This window comes from Micromonospora sp. NPDC006431, from assembly GCF_042870725.1.
GTDB lineage: Bacteria > Actinomycetota > Actinomycetes > Mycobacteriales > Micromonosporaceae > Micromonospora.
Window position 1 is genome coordinate 362,807 of the sequence record NZ_JBIAHQ010000003.1, and the last position, 24,910, is coordinate 387,716.

The window sequence follows — 24,910 nt, forward strand, 5'->3', positions numbered from 1 at the left end:
GGTTGCTGAACGTGACGCGGGCAGTTGGCTTCTGCGTCGGTGCTGCCGGTATGGCAGGATTCGCCGGGCTGGCTTCTGTGACGAATGTCCCAGTAGCGGAAACGGTTGGCGGCGTGGACGGCAATCGATGCCACCATGGCCGCCGGACCACCATGGCCGCCGGACCGGCCGCCACGCGCGTGACAGCCGGTGGCACGACGGGACGGGTCAGCTGGCCGTGCGGGCCACGCCCACCGGGCAGCTCAGCCCGTTCGGGCCGTGGTTGCAGTACCCGTTCGGGTTCTTGGTCGGCGCCAGGTACTGCTGGTGGTAGTCCTCGGCGAAGTAGTAGTCGCCGAGCCGGGCGATCTCCGTGGTGATCTCGCCCTTGCCGGCCCGCGCCACGATCGGCGCGAACGCGTCCCGGGACGCCTGCGCGGTGGCGAGCTGGTCGTCGGTGGTGGCGTAGATCGCCGAGCGGTACTGCGTACCGACGTCGTTGCCCTGGCGCATGCCCTGGGTCGGGTCGTGGTTCTCCCAGAAGACCTTGAGCAGGTCCTCGTAGCTGATCCGGCTGGGGTCGTAGACCACCTGGACCACCTCCGCGTGCCCGGTCATCCCCGAGCAGACCTCCTCGTACGTCGGGTTCGGCGTGTAGCCGCCCGCGTAACCGGCCGACGTGGTGATCACGCCCGGCAGAGTCCAGAACAGCCGCTCGGCACCCCAGAAACAACCCATCCCGAACACAGCGACCTGCGCGCCCTCAGGGAAGGGCCCCTTCAGCGAGGACGGCAGCACCTCGTGCCGGTCGGCGATCGGCATCGCGATCGCGCGGCCCGGCAGGGCCTGGTCGGGAGAGATCATCTCGGCCTTCATGCGGCGAAGGAACACGGTGGCACTCCTCTCTTGGCTTTCCCAGCCTGTGCAACACCGCCTGTCCCCGCTTCCTTACCCGCCCGGGGCGAGGTCAGGCCAGCGCGGCGGCGATCCGATCGGCGTACCCCCGGGCCTCCGCGTCGTCGATGTAGCGGGTCCGCGGCCAGAAGAAGCCGCGCAGTCCGTCGCCCTTCGTCCGGGGCACCACATGGGTGTGCAGGTGCGGGACGGACTGGGACACCTTGTTGTTGACCGCCACGAACGTCCCACCGGACCCCAGACCGGTCTCCACCGCCACGATGAGCCGCTGCACCAGCCGGAAGTAGCCCGGGATCGCCTCGGCCGGCAACGTGTCGAGGGTGACCAGATGGGTGCGCGGCACCACCAGCACGTGGCCCTTGAAGACGGGCCGGGTGTCCAGGAAGGCCACCCCGTCCGGCTCGTCGGCCACGGTGAACGCCGGCACCTCGCCCGCCACGATCCCGCAGAACACGCACCCGCTCACCGGGCCAGGCTAAGTGCTAGATAGCGCCGCCGCCCACCGGGACGCCGCGTCAGTCCCAGCTCTCTCCGTCAGGCATCAGGGCGAGTCGAGGTAGATGTCCCACTCGCTGTCTGCGACACCTGTCGGCCCGGCCTCCCCGCTGGCCAGACGGGCCCTGATGTTGTCCTCCCACCGTGCTGCCCAGGCCCGCAACTCGCGGATGTGGCCGTCGGTGAGTCCGTAGGACGCGAAGGTGTGGTCATCCAATTCGTCAACAGCGCCGAGTCGGTCGGCCAGTTCCTCCAGGGAGAACCCGACGGTGTGCCGCGCGCCCATTGCCTCCAGCTCGGTCTAGCTCAGTCGCTCGTTGGCGGCGTGGATGTCGACGTAGTCACGGTGAGCTGCTCGGTCGTGCAAAGCTCTGACTTTCAAGCCGATCGCGTCGTCCAAGGCGAGTACCGGTCCGATGCTCAGGGCTGCCGGCGGCCCGATCGCCTCCTTCAACAGGTCCACCTCGCACGCCGTCGTCTCGCCGGACACCAGCAGCCGGGCCATCCGGTTGCCTGCCTCGATGATTCGGCAACTGAACCCCGCGGCAACGTACGCGTCTGCGAGTCGAGCTGCCACGATCGGTAGCGGTAGCGCGGTGGCAGTGGCGAAGTCGATGTCTCTGGACGACCGGCTGAGCAACTCGTGCGCTGACAGTGCGTAACCACCCGCGAGCACGAGACCGAGATCGTCGCCGGCGGCGAAGCCGACACGCAGCAACCGTCGATGCGTCTCGTCCACGATCAGGTGGCTAATTCGGGCAGTCGCTTCTCCCACAGGGCGATCAGCCGACGAGCGGTGAGTCGCCGGATCCGCGGCCAGTCACGGCGCAGCAGGGGTCCGTTGACGTACCGCATGATGTCCTCTCGTTGGCCGCAGTCCATCAGCGTCCGATACAGGGTCAGCCGCTGGCGCGAATCGGTCACGTCGAACTCGCTCAGGCCCGACCAGGCAAGCCGTACCGGCAGACTGACCCGGCCATGATCGGGACCGGTCAGCGCCGACAGGGAGTCCGGGATTCGGTCGGCTGCCCCGGTCAGCCGGGACGGCAGCGGTGCATTCGACGTCACCGAGTCAGTATGGCCTGTTCCACCGACACCACGACCGGTGCGACCCGCGGCGGGGTTCCACGCACTGGGACCGGGCGGCGGACTAACGTCTCGGGAATGAGTCACGGCTTCGAGACGCTCGCCATCCATGCCGGCCAGGACCCGGAGGCCCGCACCGGCGCGGTGATCCCACCGATCTACCAGACCAGCACCTACGCCCAGGACGCCGTCGGCGCGCCCCGGCAGGGCTACGAATACAGCCGATCCGGTAACCCCACCCGGGACGCGCTCCAGGAGTGCCTGGCGGCGCTGGAGGGCGGGCCGGTCGGGCTCGCGTTCGCCAGCGGCCTGGCCGCCGAGGACACCCTGCTGCGCACCGTCTGCAAGCCGGGCGACCACGTGGTGATCCCGGACGACGCGTACGGCGGCACGTACCGGCTCTTCGCCCGCGTCGCCGAGCGTTGGGGGCTTAGCTACACCGCGGCGAAGGTCTCCGACCCGGACGCCGTGCGGGCCGCCATCCGCCCCGGCGCTACGAAGATCGTCTGGGTGGAGACGCCGACCAACCCGCTGCTCGGCATCGCCGACATCGCCACCCTGGCCGCCGTCGCGCACGACGCGGAGGCGCTGCTGGTGGTCGACAACACCTTCGCGTCGCCGTACCTCCAGCAGCCGATCGCGCACGGCGCCGACGTGGTGGTCCACTCCACCACCAAGTACATCGGGGGACACTCCGACGTGGTCGGTGGCGCGCTGGTCGTCGCCGACACCGGGCTCGGCGACGAGCTGCGCTACCACCAGAACGCGATGGGCGCGGTCAACGGGCCGTTCGACGCCTGGCTCACCCTGCGCGGCATCAAGACCCTCGGGGTACGGATGGACCGGCACTGCGACAACGCCGAGCGGATCGCGGCCTACCTGGACGGTCACGCCAAGGTCGGCGAGGTCCTCTACCCGGGTCTGCCCGCGCACCCCGGCCACGAGGTGGCCGCCAAGCAGATGCGCCGGTTCGGCGGCATGATCTCCTTCCGCGCCGCGGGCGGCGAGGAGCACGCCGTGGCGATCTGCAACCGGGCCAAGCTCTTCGTGCTCGCCGAGTCGCTCGGCGGCGTCGAGTCCCTGATCGAACACCCGGGACGGATGACACACGCAAGCGCTGCCGGCTCGCCGCTTGAAGTTCCCGGCGATCTCGTGCGACTGTCTGTCGGCATCGAGACGGTCGACGACCTGCTCGCCGATCTGGAGCAGGCACTGGGCTGACCGCTGGCTGGGGAGGATGGCCGTGCCGGACATCATGCCGACGACCTGGGTGGGGGCGACCGCCAAGCAGATCGCCCGGGGCGTACGCCGGGGTGACGTCTCCGCCACCCAGGTCGTGGCCGATCACCTGGATCACATCGCCCGCGCCGACGCCCACCTCGCCGCGTTCCGCACGGTACGCGGCGGGGAGGCGATCACCGAGGCGGAGAAGGTCGACGAGCAGGAGGACCTGGCCAACCTCCCGCTGGCCGGGGTGCCGGTCGCGGTCAAGGAGAACACCCCGGTCGCCGGTCTGCCGACCTGGAACGGCTCGGCCGCCGCGCGTACCGTGGTGGCGGAGGCCGACCACGAGGTGGTCCGGCGGCTGCGCGGTGCCGGCGCGGTGATCCTCGGGGTGACCCGGATGCCGGAACTCGGCCTCTGGGCGCTCACCGACGACGAGACGGCGGTGACCCGCAACCCGTGGGACCTGCGGCGCACCCCCGGTGGTTCGTCCGGCGGCGCCGCCGCCGCGGTCGCCGCCGGCCTGGTGCCGATGGCGCACGGCAACGACGGCCTCGGCTCGATCCGCATCCCGGCCGCGTGCTGCGGCCTCGTCGGGCTCAAGCCCGGCCGGGGCGTGATCCCTTACCAGCTCGGCGCGGACGACTGGTTCGGCCTCGCCGAGCACGGCATGCTGGCCACCACGGTCGCCGACGCGGCGGTCGCCTTCTCCGTGCTGGCCGGCCGCCGCCCCGACAAGCTGGTGCCGCCGCAGCGGCTGCGGGTGGGCGTGTCGCTGCGCTCGCCGGTCCGTGGCGTCTCGCCGGACGCGCCCAACCGGGACGCGGTGGCCGCCGCCGGCCGGCTGCTCGCCGCCGCCGGGCACGACGCCGTCCCTGCCGAGCCGGTCTACCCGACCGCGCTCGGCCTCAAGGGTCTCGCCACCTGGTTCGCCGCGGCCGCCGCCGACGCACAGGCCGCCGGGCTCCAGCGGGGCGGGCTCCAGCGGCGCAGCCGCCGGCACATCGCGTTGGGCGAGTGGGCGCAGCGCCGGGGGTACGTCCGCGAGGCGGACCGGGCGGCCTGGCGCGAACGTTCGGTGAACTTCTTCGCCGACCACTCGATCGACCTGCTGCTCACCCCGGCGCTGGCCGGCCCCCCGCCGGCGGCCGACGGCTGGTCCGGCCGGTCCTGGCTGGCCAACATGAAGGCCAACATCCGGTACGCCCCGTACGCCGGCCCGTGGAACATGGCCGGGCTGCCGGCGATCGTGGTGCCGGTCGGCCGCCGCCCGGACGGCCTGCCGGTCGCCGTGCAGTTCGTCGGCCCGCCCGGCTCGGAGCTGCTGCTGCTCGGCGTGGCCGGGCAGTTCGAGATGCAGGCGCCGTGGCAGCGGCACGCCCCCGACTACCCCCGGATCGGCACGGGGTCGCCGGCCCACGCTTGATCGTCTAGCGTGTGCGCACCCACGCACCCCTGGACGGTCATCCATGCGCTGCCACACCTGCGGGGACGAGACGTCTCCCAGCGACAACGAGTGTCAGAACTGCTACACCCCACACGGCCAGCCCGCCCTCACCCAGGGCGTGCCGACGTACTCGGTGCGGGGCATCGGCCTGGCGGCCTCGATCGCGGTCGGTGCGACCGCGCTGCTCTATCTGGTGGTGGCGCTCTTTCCGCTGGTCGGTGCCGTGCTGGCCGGGCGCGCGAGGGAGAGCCAGGACCCGGACGTGCTGCTCGGCGCGGTGCTGGTCGAGGTGGTGCTGTCGCTGCCGTTCCTGCTGGCGTACGTGGCCGCCGCCGTGCTGGTGATCGTCTGGACCTGGCGGGCCCGGAAGAACCTGGACGCCTTCCCGGGCGCGCTGCCCCACCTCGGCGCCGGCTGGGCGATCGCCGGCTGGCTGGTGCCGTTCGCCAACTTCGTGGTGCCCGCCCGGGTGGTCGCCAACCTAGCCCGGGACAGCCTCTGGAAGCGGTTCACCCCGGGCCTGGTCTTCGTCTGGTGGGTGGCGTGGCTGGCCTTCAGCCTGGGGGAGCGCTTCGTCAGCCGGCGCGACGATCAGGCGTACGCCCGCCTGCCCGAGGACCCCGCCTCGGACCCCGAGTTCCAGCGGTATGTCGACTACTACCAGGGTGTGCTCGGGTGGCACCTGGTCCCGCTGGTCGCCTGCCTGGTCGCCGCGGTGTCGCTGATCGTGCTGATCCGGCGGATCTCGACCGCCCAGGAACAGCGGATCGCCCTCGGCCGGCCGGCCTGGCCCGCCCACCCCGGCTGGCCGACGCCCGGCGCGCCGCAGGGCTACCCCTACCCGGCGCAGCCCGTCACCGGGCCGCCGCCGCAGGGTTATGCCTACCCGGCGCAGCCGGTCACCGGTCCGCCTCCAGGGGTGACCGATTCGACGGTGGCGTCGCCGCAGGTGCCGCCGGGGGCGGGTGGCACGATCGGGGCATGACGGAACTGGTCGGTCTCGCCGACGTACGGGCCGCGCGGGAGCTGCTCGCCGGCGTCACCCGCACCACCCCACTGGAGCCCTCCCGGCCGCTCAGCGCGGCGTTGGGCGGGCCGGCGTGGCTGAAGTGCGAGAACGTGCAACGCGCCGGGTCGTACAAGGTGCGCGGGGCGTACGTGCGGATCTCCCGGCTCTCGGCCGAGGAGCGGGCCGGTGGCGTGGTCGCGGCGAGCGCCGGCAACCACGCGCAGGGGGTGGCGCTCGCCGCCGGCCTGGTCGGCACCCACGCCACCGTCTTCATGCCGGTGAACGCGCCGCTGCCGAAGGTGGCCGCCACCAAGGGGTACGGCGCCACGGTCGAGCTGGTCGGCAACACGGTGGACGAGTCGCTGGTGGCGGCGCAGACCTTCGCCGAGCGGACCGGAGCGGTGTTCATCCACCCGTTCGACCACCCGGACGTCATCGCCGGTCAGGGCACGGTGGCGCTGGAGGTCCTCGAACAGTGCCCGGACGTGAAGACCATCGTGACCGGGGTGGGCGGCGGCGGTCTGATCTCCGGGATGGCGGTGGCGGCCAAGGCGCTGCGCCCCGACGTACGGGTGATCGGGGTCCAGGCGGCCACCGCCGCGGCCTTCCCACCCTCGCTCAAGGCCGGCGAGCCGGTCCGCCTGTCGTCGTTCTCCACGATCGCCGACGGCATCGCGGTCGGCCGTCCCGGCGAGCTGACCTTCACCCACGTCCGCAAGCTGGTCGACGACATCGTCACCGTCTCCGAGGAGGACATCTCCCGGGCCCTGCTGATGCTGCTGGAACGCGGCAAGCAGGTCGTGGAGCCGGCCGGCGCGGTCGGTGTGGCCGCGCTGCTGGCCGGGGCCGTCCAGGTGGAGGCGCCGGTGGTGGCGGTGCTCTCCGGCGGCAACATCGACCCGCTGCTCATGCTCCGGGTGATCGAGCACGGCCTGGCCGCGGCCGGCCGCTACCTGCGGTTCACCGTGCGCTGCACGGACCGCCCGGGTCAGCTCGCCTCGCTGCTGCACGAGATCGCCGAGCACCGGGCCAACGTGGTCGACGTGGAACACCAGCGGGCCAACCCGCACCTGCGCCTCGGCGAGGTGGAGGTGGCGCTGTCGGTGGAGACCCGCGGCGTGGAGCACTCCGACACGCTGATCAGCGCCCTGCGGGCCAGCGGTTACCAGGTGGTGTTCGCCGGCGAGTCGTGATCCCGTCGGGGCCCGAGAATGCGCGACCGGCCCGACGATCGGGTCCGGGGCCCGCGAATGCGAAACCGCCCCGGCCGATGATCCGGTCCGGGGCGCGCGAATGCGAAACCGCCCCGGCCGGCAGGCCGGGGCGGTTTGGTGTGGCTCGGGTCCGAGGAGCCTGTCAGCCTCGGTCGGGTCGGACCCGAGCCATCCGGCGCGGGTCCGGTTGGCTGTTAGCCGGAGAACGGCTCGAACTTGACGACCGTCACTTTGATGTCGGCGCCGCTGGGCGCCGTGTAGGTGCAGGTCTGGCCCGCCTTGCCGCCCAGGATCGCCTTGCCGAGCGCGGACTCGGGGCTGTAGACGGTCAGGTCGGTGGTGGAGGCGATCTCCCGGGAGCCGAGCAGGAAGGTCTCCGTGTCGTCGGCGTCGTCGTCGAAGTAGATGGTGACGACCATGCCGGGCGATACCGCGTCGGCGGTCGGCGCCTCGCCGACCTTGGCGGTGCGGAGCAGCTCCTTCAGGTAGAGGATGCGGCCCTCGGCCTTGCCCTGCTCTTCGCGGGCGGCGTGGTAGCCACCGTTCTCCCGCAGGTCGCCCTCCTCCCGCCGGGCGTTGATCTCGGCGGCGATGACCGGCCGGTTGGCGATCAGTTCGTCGAGCTCGGCCTGGAGGCGGTCGTACGCGTCCTGGGACAGCCACGTGGCGGGCGCCTCGTTGCCATTGGTGGACACAGGCGGTCTCCTCGGTTGTGCGGACTGGCTGACAGGTGAACTATCAAGTTACCAGTGCCGGCCCAGCAGGGGTGTCGCCGATCACCACGGGTGCTGGTGACGGGACCCGTCGTGAGGTGTTCGAGCAGGTGGGACGGTCGGCTCAGCCGGGCGGCCGGCAGCGCACGACCTCGCCGATGAACGGGCGGGCGGTGGTGGCCACCTCGTGCCGGGCGGTGACGTGCCGCTCACCGGGGCCGGCGGTCACGGTGGCCTCGGCGCGGCCCACCTCGGCACCGTCGTGCGTGCGGGCCCGCAGCACGCAGGTCGCCGAGCCGCCCGGGGGCACGGTGACCCGGAAGTCGACCACCACCCGCGAGTCGGTGATCCCGGTGTAGGTGATCACCTGGGCCCGGTACTCGGGGTCGCCGTACTGGGTGTAGAGCTTGGTGGCGACCAGCCCCAGCACCGCCAGCAGGACGGCCGCCGACAGCGCCAGCAGGAGCGGACGGCGGCGTCCCGGCTCCCGGCGACGGCCGTACCGGCCGGGCGGGAAGACCGGCGCACCCGGTGCGATTGTGGCGTGCGTCTCGCTCACCGGCGGGTATCTCCTGGCGTTGTTGTCGTGGGCATCGGCAAGAATGGCAGAGTCCATCTTCCCAGCCCGGGCATTACCAAGGATGGCAGGTCGGCGGCGGCGCCGACCGGCCGGCACGGGGTTTCCGCGGGCCCGGGGGGAGATTCCGGCAGGTCAGCTGGTCGGCCCGGGCGGGCCCGGCCGGCCGGCACAGACGAGGAGCGCCGAAGGTGGCAGAGCAACTGCGTCTCATGGCGGTGCACGCCCATCCCGACGACGAGTCGAGCAAGGGCGCCGCGACCATGGCGAAATACGTTGCCGAGGGGGTGGATGTCCTGGTCGTGACCTGCACCGGCGGCGAGCGGGGCAGCGTGCTCAACCCCAAGATGGACCGGCCGGACGTCTGGGCCAACATCGGCGAGATCCGCCGCGCCGAGATGGATGCGGCCCGGGCGATCCTCGGCGTCGAGCAGGCCTGGCTGGGCTTCGTCGACTCCGGGCTGCCCGAGGGCGATCCGCTGCCGCCGCTGCCCGAGGGCTGCTTCGGCCTCCAGGACGTCGACGTGGCCGCCGCGCCGCTGGTGCGGCTGATGCGCCAGTTCCGTCCGCACGTCGTCACCACGTACGACGAGGAAGGCGGCTACCCGCACCCCGACCACATCATGACCCACAAGGTGACCGTCGCCGCGTTCGAGGCGGCCGGTGACCCGGAGCGCCACCCGGAGCTGGGTGAGCCGTGGCAGCCGCTGAAGCTCTACTACGACATCGGCTTCTCCAAGGGCAAGATCATGGCCCTGCACGAGGCGATGCTCGCCGCCGGGCTCGAGTCGCCCTACGAGGAGTGGCTCAAGCGCTGGGAGGACCGTCCCGACAAGGGACCGCGGATCACCACCCGGGTGGAGTGCGCCGAATACTTCCCGGTCCGCGACGACGCCCTGCGCGCCCACGCCACCCAGATCGACCCGGACGGCTTCTGGTTCCACGTGCCGATGGAGCTCCAGCGGCGCGCCTGGCCCACCGAGGACTTCCAACTCGCCCGCTCGCTGGTGGACAGCCCGCTGCCCGAGTCCGACCTGTTCGCCGGGGTCCGCGAGACGTGCGATGCCCACTGATCTCCCAGCGGGCTACGCTGGTCGGCAACCGCACATCGGAGGAACACCATGCTGACCACCGCCCAGGTGCTCGCGGAGAACAACTTCGGTGACACCCGCACCGGTGGCCTGGCCGGTCCGATGGGCCTCTTCCTCATCGTGCTGCTGGCCATCGTCACCATCCTGCTGATCCGCAACATGAACGCCCGGCTGCGCCGGCTGCCCGACCGCTTCCCGCAGCAGGCCGGTCCGGCCGAGCGGGACCGGGTCGACTCGACAGTCGCCGATCCGACAGACGGGATTGCCGCTCAGGATTCACCCACGAACGCTCCCAACGGCTCCGAGCAGCGCCGGAACGGGTAGCAAGCACGTGAATCACGTCGAAGCCGGTGCTCGCCCCCTGTTGCGACCACCGGCTTTGGCTTAGCCTTCCGCCGGGGGGACCGAAAGGCCCCAGCCGTGCGCGGAAGGGGGGCCGATGTCCGTGGCAGCAGTGGCCGCCAGCCGTGCCCTCGGACCGCCGGCGGACGGGGTGGGCCCGTGATCTCCGGCAGCGACGGTCACCCTCCGGATCGGCTGGGCCTGCGCGGCGCCCCACCCGGGGTGCTCCTGCTGACCGGTGCCGTGGCGGTCACCGCCCTGCTGGCCGCCGTGCTCGGCCTCACGGTGCCCGCGTCCCTCCCGCCGGGCAACCCGCTGCCGGCGCCCGCCCGGTTCGGCATCGCGGTGGCCGCGTTCGCCGTGGCGCAGCTCGCCCGCCTGCGGTTCCGCACTGCCGCCGGAATGGTCAGCATCACCTGGGGCGAGGCGGCCCTCATCGTCTGTCTCTACCTCGTACCGGCCGGGTGGCTGCCGGCCGCGGCCCTGCTCGGCGCCGGGTCCGCCTGGACCGCGATGTCCCTGCTCGCCGACCGTAGGCCAGCGCTGGAGCTGGTCCGGATCGCCGGTTCGCTGACCGCCGCCACCGCGCTCGCCGCGGCGGTGGCCAGCGCACTCGGCCAGCCGCTGCTCGCGCCCCCTACCCCCGAGCTCGCCCTCGCGCTGATCGCCGGCTCGGTCACCTACCTGCTCACCACCGCCTGGTTCGGCGGGGCCACCCTCGCGCTGCGGCACGGGGTGCCGATCGGGCCGCCGTTGCTCGCGGCGCTCCGGGGCAAGCTGCTCATGTTCGTCGGCAACGTGGCCGTCGGCCTGGTGGTGGTCGCGCTGCTGGAGATCGACGCCCGCTGGCTGCTGCTCCTGCCCCCGCCGCTCTGGCTGCTCCAGCAGACCTACCGCCACCGGCTGCGGGCCGACCAGGAACGGCGCACCTGGCGGGCGTTCGCCGAGGCCACCGCCGCGCTCAACCAGCTCGACGAGCGGGGTGTGGCGACCGCCGCCGTGACCGGGGCGCTCACCCTCTTCGGTGCCGAGCTGGTCGAGGTGGACGTCGCGCGGGGCGACGGCCGGTGGCGGCGCTACCGGGCGGACACCGGCGGCCAGGTACGCGACCGCGAGGTGCAGCCCTCGGCGCGTACCGAGTCCAGCGACCACGAGCTGATCCGGCCGCTGACCGTGGGCAGTGCGGCGGTGGGTCAGTTGCGGGTCCACTTTCCCCGGTCGGCCCCGCCCAGCGCGCGGGAGCGGGACGCCGTCGCCGCGTTCGGCGACGCCCTGGCCGCCGCCCTGCACGACGCGGCGACCCACCGCGAGCTGCGGCTGGTCACCGCCCGTTCGTCGTACGAGGCGGTGCACGACCAGCTCACCGGGCTGCTCAACCGGGCCGCCATGCTCACCAAGGGTGACCAGGCGCTGCGGCAGCTCGCCCACGACCACCCGGTGGCGCTGCTGCTGCTCGACGTCAACCAGTTCAAGGAGGTCAACGACACGCTCGGGCACGCGGCCGGGGACCAGCTGCTGCGGCTGACCGCGAACCGGCTGGCCGCCCTGGCCCGCCCCGGTGACCTGCTCGGCCGGCTCGGCGGCGACGAGTTCGCCCTGCTGCTGACCGAGGTGCCGGTGGTTGACGACCGGACCGCTCCGCTGGCGTACGCGCTGCGTCAGGCCCGGGAGATCGCTGAGCGGATCGCCGCACCGACCGAGGTGGCGGGCGTACGCATGTCCGTCGAGGTGGCAGTCGGAGTGGTGGTCGCCGACGCGGGCACCGCGGACCTGACCGAGCTGCTGCGCCGGGCCGACATCGCCATGTACCAGGCGAAGGAGGGCGGCGGCAGCGTCGCCGCGTACGACAGCTCCCGGGACGCGGCGAGCACCGACCACCTGGCGCTCCTCGCCGAGCTGCGGGAGGCCCTGGAGGCCGACGACCAGTTGGTGCTGGCGTTGCAGCCGGCGGTCGACCTGGCGACCGGTGCCCCGACCGGGGTGGAGGCGTTGATCCGCTGGCGGCACCCGCGGCGGGGCTGGCTCGGGCCGGCCGACTTCATCCGCCCGGTGGAGAACAGCGAGCAGCTCGGCACCTTCACCCGGTATGTGCTGGACAAGGCGCTGGGGGTGGCCGCCGAGTGGGCCCGTGCCGGGCTGGACGTGCCGATCTCGGTCAACCTGTCGGCGCGCAGCCTGCTCGACCCGCGGCTGCCGACGGAGATCGGCGAGGCGTTGCGCCGGCACCAGGTACCGCCGCACCGGCTGGTCCTGGAGATCACCGAGACGGTGGTGATGAGCGAGCTGGAGGTCATCGACGAGGTGCTCGCCACCCTGCGGTCGATGGGGGTGCAGCTCGCCGTCGACGACTTCGGCACCGGGTTCTCCTCGTTGACCTTCCTCACCCGGATCGCCGTTGACGAGCTGAAGGTCGACCGCTCCTTCGTGACCCGGATGGCCGACTCGCCGGAGGCGGCGGCGATCGTCCGGACCACCGTCGGGCTCGCCCACGAGCTGGGCCTGCGGGTGGTTGCCGAGGGGGTGGAGACGGCCGAGCAGCGGACCGCCCTGGCCGAGCTGGGCTGCACCGCCGCCCAGGGCTACCACTTCTTCAAGCCGATGCCGGCCGAGAAGATCGGGGCGGTGCTCGGCTCGCTGCTCGACACCGCCCGCGGCAACGTCCTCCCGCTGCGCGCCGACGGCGCCTCCTGACGGCTCGCCGGCTGTCGATCGGCGGCACCTCGGGCGCGCGGTCCGCGCCGCCGGGGCGCGCTCGATATGGTCGTCGGGTGAACCGACTCGCCAACGCCACGTCGCCGTACCTGCTCCAGCACGCCGACAACCCGGTCGACTGGTGGCCCTGGTGCGACGAGGCGTTCGCCGAGGCGAAGCGGCGGGACGTCCCGGTGATCATCTCGGTCGGGTACGCGGCCTGCCACTGGTGCCATGTCATGGCGCACGAGTCCTTCGAGAACGAGGCGGTCGCCCGGCTCATGAACGAGGACTTCGTCTCGATCAAGGTGGACCGGGAGGAACGTCCCGACGTCGACGCCGTCTACATGACCGCCACCCAGGCGATGACCGGCCAGGGCGGCTGGCCCATGACAGTCTTCGCCGCCCCGGACGGCACGCCGTTCTTCTGCGGCACGTACTTCCCGCGGCCGAACTTCATCCGCCTCCTCGGCTCCGTCGCCGCCGCCTGGCGGGACCAGCGGGAGGACGTCCTGCGCCAGGGCGCTGCCGTGGTGGAGGCGATCGGTGGAGCCCAGGCCGTGGGTGGCCTGACCGCCCCGCTCACCGCCGAGCTGCTGGACGCCGCCGCGGACCAGCTCGCCCGGGAGTACGACGAGACGAACGGCGGGTTCGGCGGGGCACCCAAGTTCCCGCCGCACATGAACCTGCTCTTCCTGCTCCGGCACCACCAGCGCACCGGCTCGGCCCGGAGCCTGGAGATCGTCCGGCACACCGCCGAGGCGATGGCCCGGGGCGGCATCTACGACCAGCTCGCCGGCGGCTTCGCCCGGTACTCGGTGGACGGCCACTGGACCGTGCCGCACTTCGAGAAGATGCTCTACGACAACGCCCTCCTGCTGCGGTGCTACACCCAGATGTGGCGGCTCACCGGCGACCCGCTGGCCCGCCGGGTGGCCCGGGACACCGCGCGGTTCCTCGCCGACGAACTGCACCGGCCCGGCGAGGGCTTCGCCTCCGCGCTGGACGCGGACACCCAGGGCGTGGAGGGCCTCACCTACGTCTGGACCCCGGCCCAACTGGTCGAGGTGCTGGGGGAGGAGGACGGCCGCTGGGCCGCCGACCTGTTCGGGGTGACCGAGTCCGGGACTTTCGCTCCTCATTCCGCCTCCGCGCCGCAAGGCGGCGCTCCGGACGGAAGGCGGGGCGTCGAGCACGGCACGAGCGTGCTGCGGCTGGCCCGAGACGTGGACGCCGCCGACCCCGAGATCCAGGCCCGCTGGCAGAACGTGGTGGCGCGGCTGCTCGCCGCCCGCGACACCCGGCCCCAGCCGGCCCGGGACGACAAGGTGGTGGCCGCCTGGAACGGGCTGGCGATCACTGCGATCGCCGAGTTCCAGCAGGTCGCCGCGCTCTACGCGTCCCCCGAGGACGAGGACGCGAACCTGATGGAGGGCGTCACCATCGTGTCCGACGGCGCGATGCGCGACGCGGCCGAGCACCTGGCGACCGTGCATGTCGTGGACGGCCGGCTGCGCCGGGTGTCGCGGGACAAGGTCGTCGGTGAGCCGGCCGGTGTGCTGGAGGACTACGGCTGCGTGGCCGAGGCGTTCTGCGCGATGCACCAGCTCACCGGCGAGGGGCGCTGGCTGGCGTTGGCCGGCCAGCTCCTCGACGTGGCGCTGGCCCGGTTCGCCGCCCCGGACGGTGGCTTCTACGACACCGCCGACGACGCGGAGCGGCTGGTCACCCGGCCGGCCGACCCCACCGACAACGCCACCCCGTCCGGCCGGTCGGCGATCGTCGCGGCGCTGGTCGCGTACGCGGCGTTGAGCGGTGAGACCCGGTACCGGGAGGCCGCCGAGGCCACCCTGTCGACGGTCGCGCCGATCGTCGGCCGGCACGCCCGGTTCACCGGGTACGCGGCCACCGTCGGCGAGGCGCTGCTGTCCGGGCCGTACGAGATCGCGGTAGTGACCGACGACCCGGCGGGCGACCCGCTGGTGGCCGCCGCCTGCCGGCACGCCCCGCCCGGGGCCGTGGTGGTGGCCGGTCGGGCCGACCAGCCGGGGGTGCCGCTGCTGGCCGAGCGGCCGGCGCTGGATGGGCGCTCCACCGCGTACGTCTGCCGGGGGTTCGTCTGCGACCGGCCGGTCACCTCGGTCGACGACCTGGTCGCCCAGCTCGCCGGCTGACTCACTCCGGCGGCCGGCCCGGTTCGTCCGCCGGGCCGGCGTCGCCAGCGCGCGCTGAGCTCGTCGACTCCAACGTGACGATGCGGTGGTGCCCGGGATCAACCGGACAACACCGCATCGGTGAGGTGGCATCGGCCGCCCTCCGGAGTGGGTCGGGTGTCCGCCCGGATAGGCTGGCGGCGCTATGGATTCCCGTACCGGACTGCCTGTCGTCGGCATGGTGGGCGGTGGCCAACTGGCCCGGATGACCCACCAGGCCGCCATCGCCCTCGGCCAGTCGCTGCACGTGCTGGCCCTCGCCCCGGACGACGGCGCGGCCCTGGTCGCGGCCGACGTCCAGTACGGCGACCACACCGACCTCGCCGCCCTGCGGACGTTCGCCAAGGGATGCGACGTGGTCACCTTCGACCACGAGCACGTGCCCACCGGGCACATCCGCACCCTCGCCGAGGAGGGGGTGAAGCTCTTCCCGCCGGCCGAGGCGCTGGTGCACGCGCAGGACAAACGGGTGATGCGCGAGCGGCTCGGCGAGCTGGGCGCGCCGAGCCCGGCCTGGCGCCCGGTCGAGGAGCCCGCCGACCTGATCGCCTTCGGTGAGGCCACCGGCTGGCCGGTGGTGCTGAAGGCGGCCCGCGGCGGTTACGACGGCCGGGGCGTCTGGCTGGTGGACGATGCCGCCCAGGCCGCCGAGCTGGCCGCGACCCTGCTCGCCGGGGGCACCCGGCTGATCGTGGAGGAGCGGGTCGCGCTGCGCCGGGAGTTGGCGGTGCAGGTGGCCCGCTCGCCGTTCGGGCAGGTCGCCGTCTACCCGGTGGTGGAGACCGTGCAGCGGGACGGGATCTGCGTCGAGGTGCTCGCCCCGGCGCCCGACCTGCCCGAGGAACTGGCGGTCGCCGCCCAGCAGTTGGCCATCGACCTGGCCGCCGCGCTCGGCGTGGTCGGCCTGCTCGCCGTGGAGCTGTTCGAGACGCCCGCCGGCCTGGTGGTGAACGAGCTGGCCATGCGCCCGCACAACTCCGGGCACTGGACCATCGAGGGGGCCCGGACCTCCCAGTTCGAGCAGCACCTGCGCGCTGTGCTCGACTACCCGATGGGGGACATCTCGCTCACCGCGCCGGTCGTGGTGATGGCGAACGTGCTCGGCGGCGAGCCGGGCGGGATGCCCATCGACGAGCGGCTGCACCACCTCTTCGCCGCCGAGCCCGGGGCCAAGGTCCACCTGTACGGCAAGCAGGTCCGGCCCGGCCGCAAGATCGGGCACGTCACCGTGCTGGGGAACGATCTGGACGACGTACGGGCCCGGGCCGCGCGAGCTGCCCGCTGGCTGCGGGAGGGGAAGCAGTGAGCACCGTCGGGCTGATCATGGGCAGCGACTCGGACTGGCCGACCATGGAGGCCGCCGCCGAGGCGCTCGCCGAGTTCGAGGTGCCGTACGAGGTCGGTGTGGTGTCGGCGCACCGCACCCCGGCCAAGATGATCGAGTACGGCCGGACCGCCGCCGACCGGGGGCTCAAGGTGATCATCGCCGGGGCCGGCGGGGCGGCTCACCTGCCCGGCATGGTCGCCTCGGTCACGCCGCTGCCGGTGATCGGCGTGCCGGTGCCCCTCAAGTACCTCGACGGGATGGACTCGTTGCTGTCCATCGTGCAGATGCCGGCCGGCGTGCCGGTCGCCACGGTGTCGATCGGCAACGCGCGAAACGCCGGGTTGCTCGCCGTGCGGATCCTGGCCGCGTCGGACCCGGTGCTGCGCGAGCGGATGGCCGCGTACCAGGCGAGCCTGGAGGAGTTGGTCGCCGAGAAGGAGGCGAACCTCCGCGCGACGCTCGCCTGATCGGCTGTGCCGGGCCGCCCGCACCAGGCCCGGGCGGGCCTGGCGCGCTGAGCTTGCCTCCGAGGGTGGGCGCCAGCCCCTCCGATTCATCGCATGCCGCGCAGGGCGGTCTGCAGCCGCTCCTGGGCCCGGCGGCGGCGCTCGTTGCTCGCGCCGAGCACCAGCAGGAGGATGCCGACCGGGATCAGCACCAGCCACGGGCCGAGACTGATCAACGCGTGCAACGCGGTCACCGCGGTCACCGTGGCACCCACGATCACCGGCGCCTGCTGCCGGCTGGTCGATCCGAAGATCAGCACCGCCACGGCGCCGAGCAGCAGCAGGACCTGCCGCAGCATGCTGGTGTCGGTGGCCAGCACGATGGCCAGGGTCGGCAGGAACGCGGCGACCAGCGCCGGCCCGTACGCCACCCAGCTCGACAGGTCGGGCCGGTGGCGCAGTTCCAGCACCCCGACCAGCAGGGCGAGCAGGGCGAACGGCAGCGTGTACGCCTCGGGCAGCGCCACGTCGGCCACCCGCATGAGGATCCACCAGGCGGTGATCTCGCAGGCGACCACCGACCAGAACAGGATCCGCCGCTCCACCGGCCGGCGGCCCGGACGTCCGGCCGCCACCCCGAGGACGGCACCCCAGGCGGCCAGCAGCGCGGCGATGTGCCGGGGCGAATCGTACGCCAGCGCCAGCGCGATGAGCGCGGCCGCGTACCCGCTCCACTCCACCGTGGCCGACTCCCGGTACGCCTCGGGGCGGCGCAGCCGGGGCAGGGTGGCGGCGAAGACCTGGAGCGCCGCCCCGACCGCCAGCACCCCGAACGCCGACCAGACCGCCGCGAGCCCGGCGACCAGGCCGAGGGTGAGCACGAACAGCTCGGCCATCAGTGAGGCGAACAGCCAGCCGAGGATGCGGGCCCGCTGGGTGGTGCCGAAGAGCGCGGCGACCACGCCCACGCCGACCGCCCCGCCCAGCGTGAAGAGGGTCAGCTCCCGGGTGGCGAGGCTGCCGGCCAGCCCGGCGCCCCCGGCGGCCAGGCCGATCGCGAACACCAGCACCCGGGTGATCCGCAGCGAGCGGGCCGGCTCGACCAGCGGCGGGGGTGGGGTCAGCGCCAGGCCGAGCATGGCGATGGTGAAGACCGCCAACCCGGCCAGCGCGGTCTGCGGCCAGCCCTGGCCGAGCGCCACCGGCGTGATCAGCAGGGTGACCGCCGCGCCGGGCAGCACCACCGGCACGGCCCGGGAGCGCCGGCCGCCGCTGAACCCCGTGGCGGCCAGCGCCGCCGTCGCGGTGAGCAGCAGGGCGGTCAGCACGTGCCTCGGGTCCACCGCCGACGCGGGCGGGGTGAGCAGTTCGGGCGGCGCCCCCTGCCAGATCCGCGGCAGCACCCGGAACGGCTCGACCAGGGCCACCAGCAGCGGCGGCGCCAGGGTCACCAGGGCCAGCGCGGTGGGCGGCACCGCCGCCGCGAGGGCCCCGGCGGCCGGGCTCACCCGCCAGCGCAGCTCGGTGCCGTCGTCGGGCAGCCGGCGCATCGCCCCGTCCAGCAGTACCGACCAGCGGCGTACCGGCCGGGCCGACCCGACCGGCGGGGTGGTGGCGGCGCGGACCAGTTCGGCGAGCACGCCGAGCAGCGCCGCCGTGGCGGCGTACACGCCGGAGGGCAGGCGGGTGACCACGGCGGCCACCGCGCTGATCGTCGCAGCGCCCACCACCGCCACGCTCACGTACGGTAGGTACTGCGGGATCTGCCGGCGGGCCGCCGCCACGGCGGCCAGGCCGATGCTGGACGCGGCCAGCGCGGCGGTGAGCACCACCTGCGGGGGGCGGCCGAACTCGGCGGCCAGGGCGGCCACCGCCCCGGGCAGGGCGAGCAGGGCGGCGCCCGCCGCCGCGCCGCCGACCTGCACCAGGTGCGGCGGCATCCCCTCGGTGCGGACGTCCTCGACGAGCGACGGCGCGAGCACCCGGGCCAGGATGGCCACCACCACGCCGATCAGCACGATGCTGCCGAGCGCCAGCGCGGTGGTCCACGGGCGGACCAGGCCGGCGCCGGCGGCGTGCAGGGCGACCACCCCCGCCACGGTGGCCCGGGACAGCGCGGCCCGGGGGTCCAGCGAGGCCACCGCCGCCATCCCGAAGACCGTCGCGACAATGGCGCCCACCAGCACCGGCGACCACCAGGGCAGGTTGAACGCGGCCGGGGCACCGATGGTGGCGAGCACGACGGCCGCCCCGGCGACGTCGTACTTCCAGGGCGGCGGCAGCAGGATGCCGGCGGCGACCGCCAGCAGCGCCAGCGCGACGGGCGCCTGGCCGGCCGACCCGCCCGTCGGCGCGGCCGGCCAGCCGCTCAGGTCGCCGGCCCAGATCGGGCCGGGCGTGGCCAGCACCCCGACCCCGCCGCGCAGCGCGCTCCAGCCGGCGATCAGACCGATCAGCGTGCCACCGACCGCGATGCCGAGGATCGGCCCGCGCCGCCACTCCTCGGGCATGGCCCGGGCGGCGACGGCGACCACCAGCACCAGCGCGGCCGCCACCACCAGTTGACCGCCGGGCGCGAGCACGGCGGCGATCCTGACCAGGGTGGCGATCAGCGCCGCCGTGGTGGCCGCCAGGGCCAGGTCCGACCCGTCCAGGGTCAGGTCGGAGCGGCGGCCGGCGTCGATCCGGGGGGCCAGTGCCAGCAGCGCGGCGGCGAGCAGCAGGAGCCCGCCGACCCAGGTGTCGGCGGTGGTGGCGCCGGGTGCCCCGAACCCGGCGGCGGCGACCGCCACCGCGCCCAGCACGGTGCCGATCGCGTGCGGCGCACTCAGGTGCCGCTGCGCGACCTGGACGAGGGCGGCGTAGCCGAGGCTGACACAGACGCCGAGGAAGCTCGCCGCCAGGATCGGGACGGTCACCTCGCGCAGGCTCGCCGGGGTGGGCGCCGGGCCGGCCGGCACGGTGGCGGCGACGAACGCGGCCACCGCCCCCGGCAGCGCGAACGCCGCCCCGCCGGCCGCCCAGCCGCAGACCGTGTCCGCCGCGGCCGCGGCGATCCGGACCCGGGGAGCCAGCGACACCAGCGCGCCGGCCAGGCAGAGGGTGGTCAGCGCGGCGGCGGTGAGCGCCGGCCGGGCGAGCGCGGCACCGGCGCCGATCACGCCCAGCGCGGCGGCGGTGACGGCGTGCACCACGGCCGAGCGCTCGGAGCCGGCGGCCAGCCCCAGGACGCCGATGCCCACCGCGGTCAGCACCATCGGCCAGCAGGCGGCCGCCCAGCCCAGCCCGAGGGAGGCGGGTACGGCGAGGGCGGTCAGCGCCGCCCCGACCACCGCGAAGTCACGCCGGATCTCCGGCGGCAGGGCGACCACCGCGGCGACCGTGAGCAGCAGGGCGCTCGCGGCGAGCTGCCAGCCGGTCGGCCCGACCGCCGCCGCCAGTTCGGCGTGCCACTGGCTCAGGTCCGCCGACCAGGCGGGCAGCGCCGCGCGTACCGGCGCCAGCCCGGCGCGTAGCGCGCCCCCGGCCACCACCAGGCCGCTGACGGTCAGCGCCACCGCCGAGGCGAGCTGCGGGCCGCGCCGGGCCTGTTCCGGTACGCCGCGGACGGCGAACCCGGTCAGCGCGATCACCGCGGCGATGAGCAGTAGCGACCGGCCGGGGTAGGCGACCGAGGCGACCCGACCCAGTGCGCCGATCACCGCGAGGGTGACGATGCCCGCGCCCAGGTCCGGCAACGGCGGCCGGCGCAGCACGAGCGTCCCGGCCAGCCCGACCAGCGCGGCGAACAGCAGCACGGCGCCCGCGCCGGCGGCCACCGGTACGGTGGCGGCCCGCAGCAGCGCGGTGACCGCGTACGCCAGGGCGACGGCGACCGTCCCGCCGTGCAGCAGCCAGGTCAGCTCCCGCAGCCAGGGCACCGGGCGGGCCGGCGTGGCGGCGCCGTCGTCGGCCGGCTCCGCGCCGAGCACCTCGGCCGACTCCTCCGGGTCCGTCTCCGGGCGGTCGTCGGCACTGCGCTGCCGGGGCGGGGTGGGCGTCGGCGCCGGGGCGGGCAGGTCCCGCCGGACCGGCCGTTCGAGGACCACCGCCGAGCGGGCCAGTGCGAGGTCGACGACGGCCACCACGGCCAGCACCAGGGCCCAGCCGGCCGGCCCGGTGATCCGCTCGTACGCCAGCAGCGGCAGCACCGGTTGGGCGGCCAGGACGGTGGCGAAGCGGGGCGCGCGCAGGCCGGTCCAGTGCGCGTACCCGAACGCGATCAGGGTGGTGACCAGGAAGATCGACCCGGCGAAGGTCGAGCCGGAGGTGCCGCCGATCCGGTCGACGGCCCAGAGTGCGTACCCGGCCAGCGGCAGCAGCAGGACGCCGACCGAGGCGATCGTCTCGGCGGTGGAGGTGAGCCCTCGGCGGGCCAGCACCGGCGGGGCGAGCAGCATCAGCACCGTCGCCACCAGCAGCACGCCGAGCCGGGCCAGCGCGTCCAGCGAGCTGGTGGCGACCGCGGCGAAGACCACCGCGGCGACGCCGAGGAGCAGCGCGCCGAGCCCGAGGGGGATGTTCTGCACCTCCCGGGAGGACGCCTCCGGCGGATGCTCGGGGTTGTCCACGTCGAGCCAGTGCGGTCTGGCGCGGGGCGGAAGGTCGTCCGGGCCGGGCGGCGGGGTGCCCTGGCGGGGCACCCGGGGCGGGGCGCCCGTGGTGGCGGTGGGCGGGCGGCGGCCGGGCCGGCGGCGTAGCACCCGGCGGGGCCGGGTGGACTGCCGGACCCGTTCCTCGCCGGCGTGCGCGAGGATGTCCCGCTGGAAGAGGGCGGCCTGCAGTTTGGCGGCGATCTGCCGCTGTTCGCGGGCGATCTCGGCGTCGCGGGCCTTCATCTCCGCGATCGAGCGTTCGATGTCGGCCAGATGCTCGGCCCACTGTGGCTGGTCCGCGCCGCAGTGCGGGCAGAGAACGGCCGGCTTGATCTCCCGTCCGCACGAGGCGCACCTGAAGGACTGCACGACACCCCTCCGTCCGGCCGGCCCGCACTGTGGACCTCCACTGTCGCAGCATGCCTTGACCGGGCGCGGATTTCGACCGTTGCCGGCGCGTTCGGCGCAACAAAAGACCGCCGGGCCGGTCGACCCTGCCGGGTCGCGGCCCGGCGGAGCACGTGCGGAGCCGGGAGGGGTGCGGTCGACCGTTCCGGGTCGTGGCGTGGCCGCGCCGAGCCGGAACGGTCCGTGGGTCAGGGGCGACCCATGCCGCGGTATTCCCAGCCCGCCTGCGTCCACAGTGTGGAGTCGAGGCAGTTGCGACCGTCGACCACCTTGCGGCCGTTGACCAGCTCACCCAGGGCGACCGGGTCGGCGTTGCGGAACTCGGCCCACTCGGTGAGCACGCAGACCAGGTCGGCGTCGCGCACGGCCTCGGTCATGCTCGCCTCGTAGGTCAGCTCGGGTACCGCCCGGCGCGCGTTCTCGATGCCCTGCGGGTCGAACACGTGCACGTCGGCGCCGGCCTTGCCGAGCAGCGAGGCGACCGCCAGCGCCGGGGCGTCCCGGACGTCGTCGGTGTTCGGCTTGAAGGTGGCGCCGAGCACCGCGATCCGGGTGCCGGAGAGGTCCGGGCCGGCCGGGCCCGATCGGCGGCCGAGCAGCTCGGCGGCGAGCTGGACCACCCGGGTCCGCCGGCGCAGGTTGATCAGGTCGACCTCGTGCAGGAAGCGCAGCGCCTCGCCGGCGCCGAGCTCCTGGGCGCGGGCCTGGAAGGCCCGGATGTCCTTGGGCAGGCAGGCGCCGCCGAAGCCGAGCCCGGCCTGGAGGAACCGGTTGCCGATGCGGGGGTCGTACCCGATCGAGCGGGCCAGCTGGGTGACGTCGCCGCCGGCGGCCTCGCAGACCTCGGCCATCGCGTTGATGAAGGAGATCTTGGTGGCGAGGAAGGCGTTCGCGGCGACCTTGACCAGCTCGGCGGTGGCGAAGTCGGTGACCACCAGCGGCACCTCGCGGTCCTCGGTGGCGGCCAGGTCGAAGACGCCCTTGTGGGCGGCGTAGAGCATCCCGTTGGCCCACTCGCTCTTGACCCCGACCACGATCCGATTGGGCCGCAGCACGTCGTCGACGGCGAAGCCCTCCTGGAGGAACTCGGGGCTCCACGCCACCTCGACGCCCAGGTCGGTCGGGGTGTGCTTGCCGACCAGCTGCTCCACCCACTCGGCGGTGCCCACCGGGACGGTGGACTTGCCGACGATCAGCGCCTTGCGGGTCAGGTGCTGGGCGAGGCTGGTCACCGACGCCTCGACGTACGACAGGTCGGCGCCCATGCCGTCGGCCCGCTGCGGGGTGCCGACGCAGATGAAGTGCACGTCGCCGAAGTCGGCGGTCTCCTGGATGTCGGTGCTGAACCGGAGCCGGCCGGCGGCCAGGTTGCGCCGGAGCAGCTCGTCCAGGCCGGGCTCGTGGATCGGGACCTCGCCGGTGTTCAGCTTGGCGATCTTGTCGGCGTCGACGTCGAAGCCGAGCACCTCGTAGCCGAGCTCGGCGTAACAGATGGCGTACGTCGCACCGAGGTAGCCGGTGCCGAGGAAGGTCACCCGGGGTCGGGCGGCACCCGAGGGCGGGGTCACCGCGGCGATGGCCGGCACCGGCTGGGTGTTCGGGTAGGGGATCGTCACGCCTGTCTCTCCGCTCGCACTGGCGGCGCTTCCTTGCGTCGCATTCTGCTGCGGCGCCTGGCCGGGCACCGGTGGGGGACTTCCTGTGGTTCTGTGGTCGTCGCTCGGCTTCGACGCCCATCATGCACGAGCCTACGCGGCGGTAAGGAGCCCCGGATCCTCGGTCGCTATCCTTCACTCTGTGCGGTCGGCGGCACTCAAAGCGCTCGGACTGCGCATCTTAGCGGTGAAGGGGAGGGGCCACATGGCCGCGGAGCAGTCGTTCGACGTCTACCGATTGCCGGAGGAGCACGAGGCGATCCGGGAGGCGGTGCGGGAGGTCTGTGCGGCGAAGGTGGCCCCGCAGGCCGCCGAGGCGGATGAGACGGGTGAGTTCCCCAAGGCGTCGTACGACGCGCTGCGGGCGGCCGACTTCCACGCCCCGCACATCCCCGTCGAGTACGGCGGCGCCGGCGCGGACGCGCTGGCCACGGCCATCGTGATCGAGGAGGTGGCCCGTGCCTGCGCCGCGTCCTCGCTGATCCCGGCAGTGAACAAGCTGGGCACCATGCCACTGATCCTGGCCGGTTCCGAGGAGCTCAAGCGGAAGTACCTGACCCCGGTCGCGGCCGGCGACGCGATGTTCTCGTACTGCCTCTCGGAGCCGGAGGCGGGCAGCGACGCCGCCTCGATGACCACCAAGGCGGTCCGGGACGGCGACCACTGGGTGCTCAACGGCGTGAAGCGGTGGATCACCAACGCCGGGGTCTCCGAGTACTACACCGTCTTCGCTGTGACGGATCCCACAGCCCGGTCGAAGGGCATCTCCGCGTTCGTGGTGGAGAAGTCCGACCCCGGGGTCAGCTTCGGCGCGCCGGAGAAGAAGCTCGGCATCAAGGGCTCGCCCACCCGTGAGGTCTACTTCGACAGCGTGCGGATCCCGGCGGACCGCATGATCGGCGCGGAGGGCACCGGCTTCGCCACCGCGATGCGGACCCTGGACCACACCCGGGTCACCATCGCCGCTCAGGCGGTCGGCATCGCCCAGGGCGCGCTGGACTACGCCAAGGGGTACGTCCAGGAGCGCAAGCAGTTCGGCAAGCCCGTCGCCGACTTCCAGGGCATCCAGTTCATGCTCGCCGACATGGGCATGAAGCTGGAGGCCGCCCGGCAGCTCACCTACGCCGCCGCCGGCAAGTCCGAGCGGGGCGACGCGGACCTCACCTACTTCGGCGCCGCCGCGAAGTGCTTCGCCTCCGACGCCGCCATGGAGATCACCACCGACGCCGTGCAGCTGCTCGGCGGATACGGCTACACCCGCGACTACCCCGTCGAGCGGATGATGCGGGATGCCAAGATCACCCAGATCTACGAGGGCACCAACCAGGTGCAGCGCATCGTCATGGCTCGCCAGCTGATGAAGTAGGCGTTGACCTGCGGAAACCCCGTCTCCCGTTTGCGGGAGGCGGGGTTCGCTGTCTTCGAGGAGGTCACCGCGGCGCCA

Annotated in this window: 20 protein-coding genes; 11 read left to right on the forward strand and 9 right to left on the reverse strand. The window is 73.6% G+C overall.

What is annotated here, in order from left to right; translation table 11 throughout:
* Window positions 1-207: 207 nt before the first annotated feature.
* From msrA to ACFYM6_RS08130, 5 genes are all read right to left on the reverse strand, one after another.
* On the reverse strand, window positions 208-870 hold the full coding sequence (gene msrA / locus ACFYM6_RS08110; protein WP_387273395.1) for a peptide-methionine (S)-S-oxide reductase MsrA: 663 nt from the start codon (window positions 868-870) through the stop codon (window positions 208-210).
* A 76-nt stretch (window positions 871-946) separates the two neighbouring features.
* Window positions 947-1,360 (reverse strand): HIT family protein, encoded by a 414-nt coding sequence (locus tag ACFYM6_RS08115; protein WP_387273397.1) that lies wholly within the window; start codon window positions 1,358-1,360, stop codon window positions 947-949.
* 75 nt (window positions 1,361-1,435) lie between these two features.
* Window positions 1,436-1,675, reverse strand: coding sequence for a hypothetical protein (locus tag ACFYM6_RS08120; protein ID WP_387273399.1), 240 nt, complete (start codon window positions 1,673-1,675; stop codon window positions 1,436-1,438).
* A 15-nt stretch (window positions 1,676-1,690) separates the two neighbouring features.
* Window positions 1,691-2,128, reverse strand: a complete 438-nt coding sequence (locus ACFYM6_RS08125) for a nucleotidyl transferase AbiEii/AbiGii toxin family protein (RefSeq protein ID WP_387273401.1) — start codon at window positions 2,126-2,128, stop codon at window positions 1,691-1,693.
* A 2-nt stretch (window positions 2,129-2,130) separates the two neighbouring features.
* On the reverse strand, window positions 2,131-2,457 hold the full coding sequence (locus tag ACFYM6_RS08130; RefSeq protein ID WP_387273402.1) for a hypothetical protein: 327 nt from the start codon (window positions 2,455-2,457) through the stop codon (window positions 2,131-2,133).
* 96 nt (window positions 2,458-2,553) lie between these two features.
* Between ACFYM6_RS08130 and ACFYM6_RS08135 the strand changes: the two genes are divergently transcribed.
* From ACFYM6_RS08135 to ilvA, 4 genes are read left to right on the forward strand one after another with little or no spacing between them, the layout of a single operon-like run.
* Window positions 2,554-3,696 (forward strand): cystathionine gamma-synthase, encoded by a 1,143-nt coding sequence (locus ACFYM6_RS08135; RefSeq protein WP_387273404.1) that lies wholly within the window; start codon window positions 2,554-2,556, stop codon window positions 3,694-3,696.
* A 16-nt stretch (window positions 3,697-3,712) separates the two neighbouring features.
* Window positions 3,713-5,125: an amidase gene (locus tag ACFYM6_RS08140; protein WP_387273405.1), complete on the forward strand. Its 1,413-nt coding sequence runs from the start codon at window positions 3,713-3,715 to the stop codon at window positions 5,123-5,125.
* A 43-nt stretch (window positions 5,126-5,168) separates the two neighbouring features.
* A complete protein-coding gene (locus ACFYM6_RS08145; protein ID WP_387273407.1) occupies window positions 5,169-6,131 on the forward strand; it encodes a DUF4328 domain-containing protein in 963 nt (320 codons plus the stop codon).
* Entirely contained in the window at window positions 6,128-7,348 is a 1,221-nt protein-coding gene (gene ilvA / locus ACFYM6_RS08150; protein WP_387273409.1) for a threonine ammonia-lyase, read from the forward strand. Before ACFYM6_RS08145 ends, ilvA begins: the two co-directional genes overlap by 4 nt.
* A 215-nt stretch (window positions 7,349-7,563) precedes the next feature.
* Here ilvA and greA read toward each other — a convergent pair whose 3' ends face one another.
* Together greA and ACFYM6_RS08160 are read right to left on the reverse strand one after the other, a co-directional pair.
* A complete protein-coding gene (gene greA / locus ACFYM6_RS08155) occupies window positions 7,564-8,064 on the reverse strand; it encodes a transcription elongation factor GreA (RefSeq protein WP_073832860.1) in 501 nt (166 codons plus the stop codon).
* 142 nt (window positions 8,065-8,206) lie between these two features.
* Window positions 8,207-8,641 carry a DUF4307 domain-containing protein gene (locus ACFYM6_RS08160; protein WP_387273411.1) on the reverse strand — a complete coding sequence of 145 codons (435 nt, stop codon included), beginning with the start codon at window positions 8,639-8,641 and terminating at the stop codon, window positions 8,207-8,209.
* 209 nt (window positions 8,642-8,850) lie between these two features.
* Between ACFYM6_RS08160 and mca the strand changes: the two genes are divergently transcribed.
* The 6 genes from mca (at window position 8,851) to purE (ending at window position 16,790) form a co-directional block, all read left to right on the forward strand.
* On the forward strand, window positions 8,851-9,732 hold the full coding sequence (mca, locus tag ACFYM6_RS08165; protein WP_357445311.1) for a mycothiol conjugate amidase Mca: 882 nt from the start codon (window positions 8,851-8,853) through the stop codon (window positions 9,730-9,732).
* Window positions 9,733-9,780: 48 nt separating this feature from the next.
* Window positions 9,781-10,074: a hypothetical protein gene (locus tag ACFYM6_RS08170; protein WP_073832857.1), complete on the forward strand. Its 294-nt coding sequence runs from the start codon at window positions 9,781-9,783 to the stop codon at window positions 10,072-10,074.
* Window positions 10,075-10,287: 213 nt separating this feature from the next.
* Complete coding sequence (locus ACFYM6_RS08175) at window positions 10,288-12,783, forward strand: putative bifunctional diguanylate cyclase/phosphodiesterase (RefSeq protein WP_387273755.1); 2,496 nt, start codon at window positions 10,288-10,290, stop codon at window positions 12,781-12,783.
* A gap of 77 nt (window positions 12,784-12,860) precedes the next feature.
* On the forward strand, window positions 12,861-14,957 hold the full coding sequence (locus ACFYM6_RS08180; RefSeq protein ID WP_387273413.1) for a thioredoxin domain-containing protein: 2,097 nt from the start codon (window positions 12,861-12,863) through the stop codon (window positions 14,955-14,957).
* 184 nt (window positions 14,958-15,141) lie between these two features.
* The gene (locus ACFYM6_RS08185; protein ID WP_387273415.1) at window positions 15,142-16,302 is read left to right on the forward strand and encodes a 5-(carboxyamino)imidazole ribonucleotide synthase; all 1,161 of its coding nucleotides are present in this window, start codon (window positions 15,142-15,144) and stop codon (window positions 16,300-16,302) included.
* On the forward strand, window positions 16,299-16,790 hold the full coding sequence (gene purE, locus ACFYM6_RS08190) for a 5-(carboxyamino)imidazole ribonucleotide mutase (protein WP_357445298.1): 492 nt from the start codon (window positions 16,299-16,301) through the stop codon (window positions 16,788-16,790). Before ACFYM6_RS08185 ends, purE begins: the two co-directional genes overlap by 4 nt.
* 86 nt (window positions 16,791-16,876) lie before the next feature.
* On the opposite strand, the gene ACFYM6_RS08195 is transcribed toward purE, so the two are convergent.
* Both ACFYM6_RS08195 and ACFYM6_RS08200 read right to left on the reverse strand, forming a co-directional pair.
* Window positions 16,877-21,772, reverse strand: a complete 4,896-nt coding sequence (locus ACFYM6_RS08195; protein WP_387273417.1) for an SCO7613 C-terminal domain-containing membrane protein — start codon at window positions 21,770-21,772, stop codon at window positions 16,877-16,879.
* 227 nt (window positions 21,773-21,999) lie between these two features.
* Complete coding sequence (locus tag ACFYM6_RS08200) at window positions 22,000-23,427, reverse strand: UDP-glucose dehydrogenase family protein (RefSeq protein WP_387273419.1); 1,428 nt, start codon at window positions 23,425-23,427, stop codon at window positions 22,000-22,002.
* Window positions 23,428-23,671: 244 nt separating this feature from the next.
* Between ACFYM6_RS08200 and ACFYM6_RS08205 the strand changes: the two genes are divergently transcribed.
* A complete protein-coding gene (locus ACFYM6_RS08205; RefSeq protein WP_387273421.1) occupies window positions 23,672-24,832 on the forward strand; it encodes an acyl-CoA dehydrogenase family protein in 1,161 nt (386 codons plus the stop codon).
* Window positions 24,833-24,910: the final 78 nt, after the last annotated feature.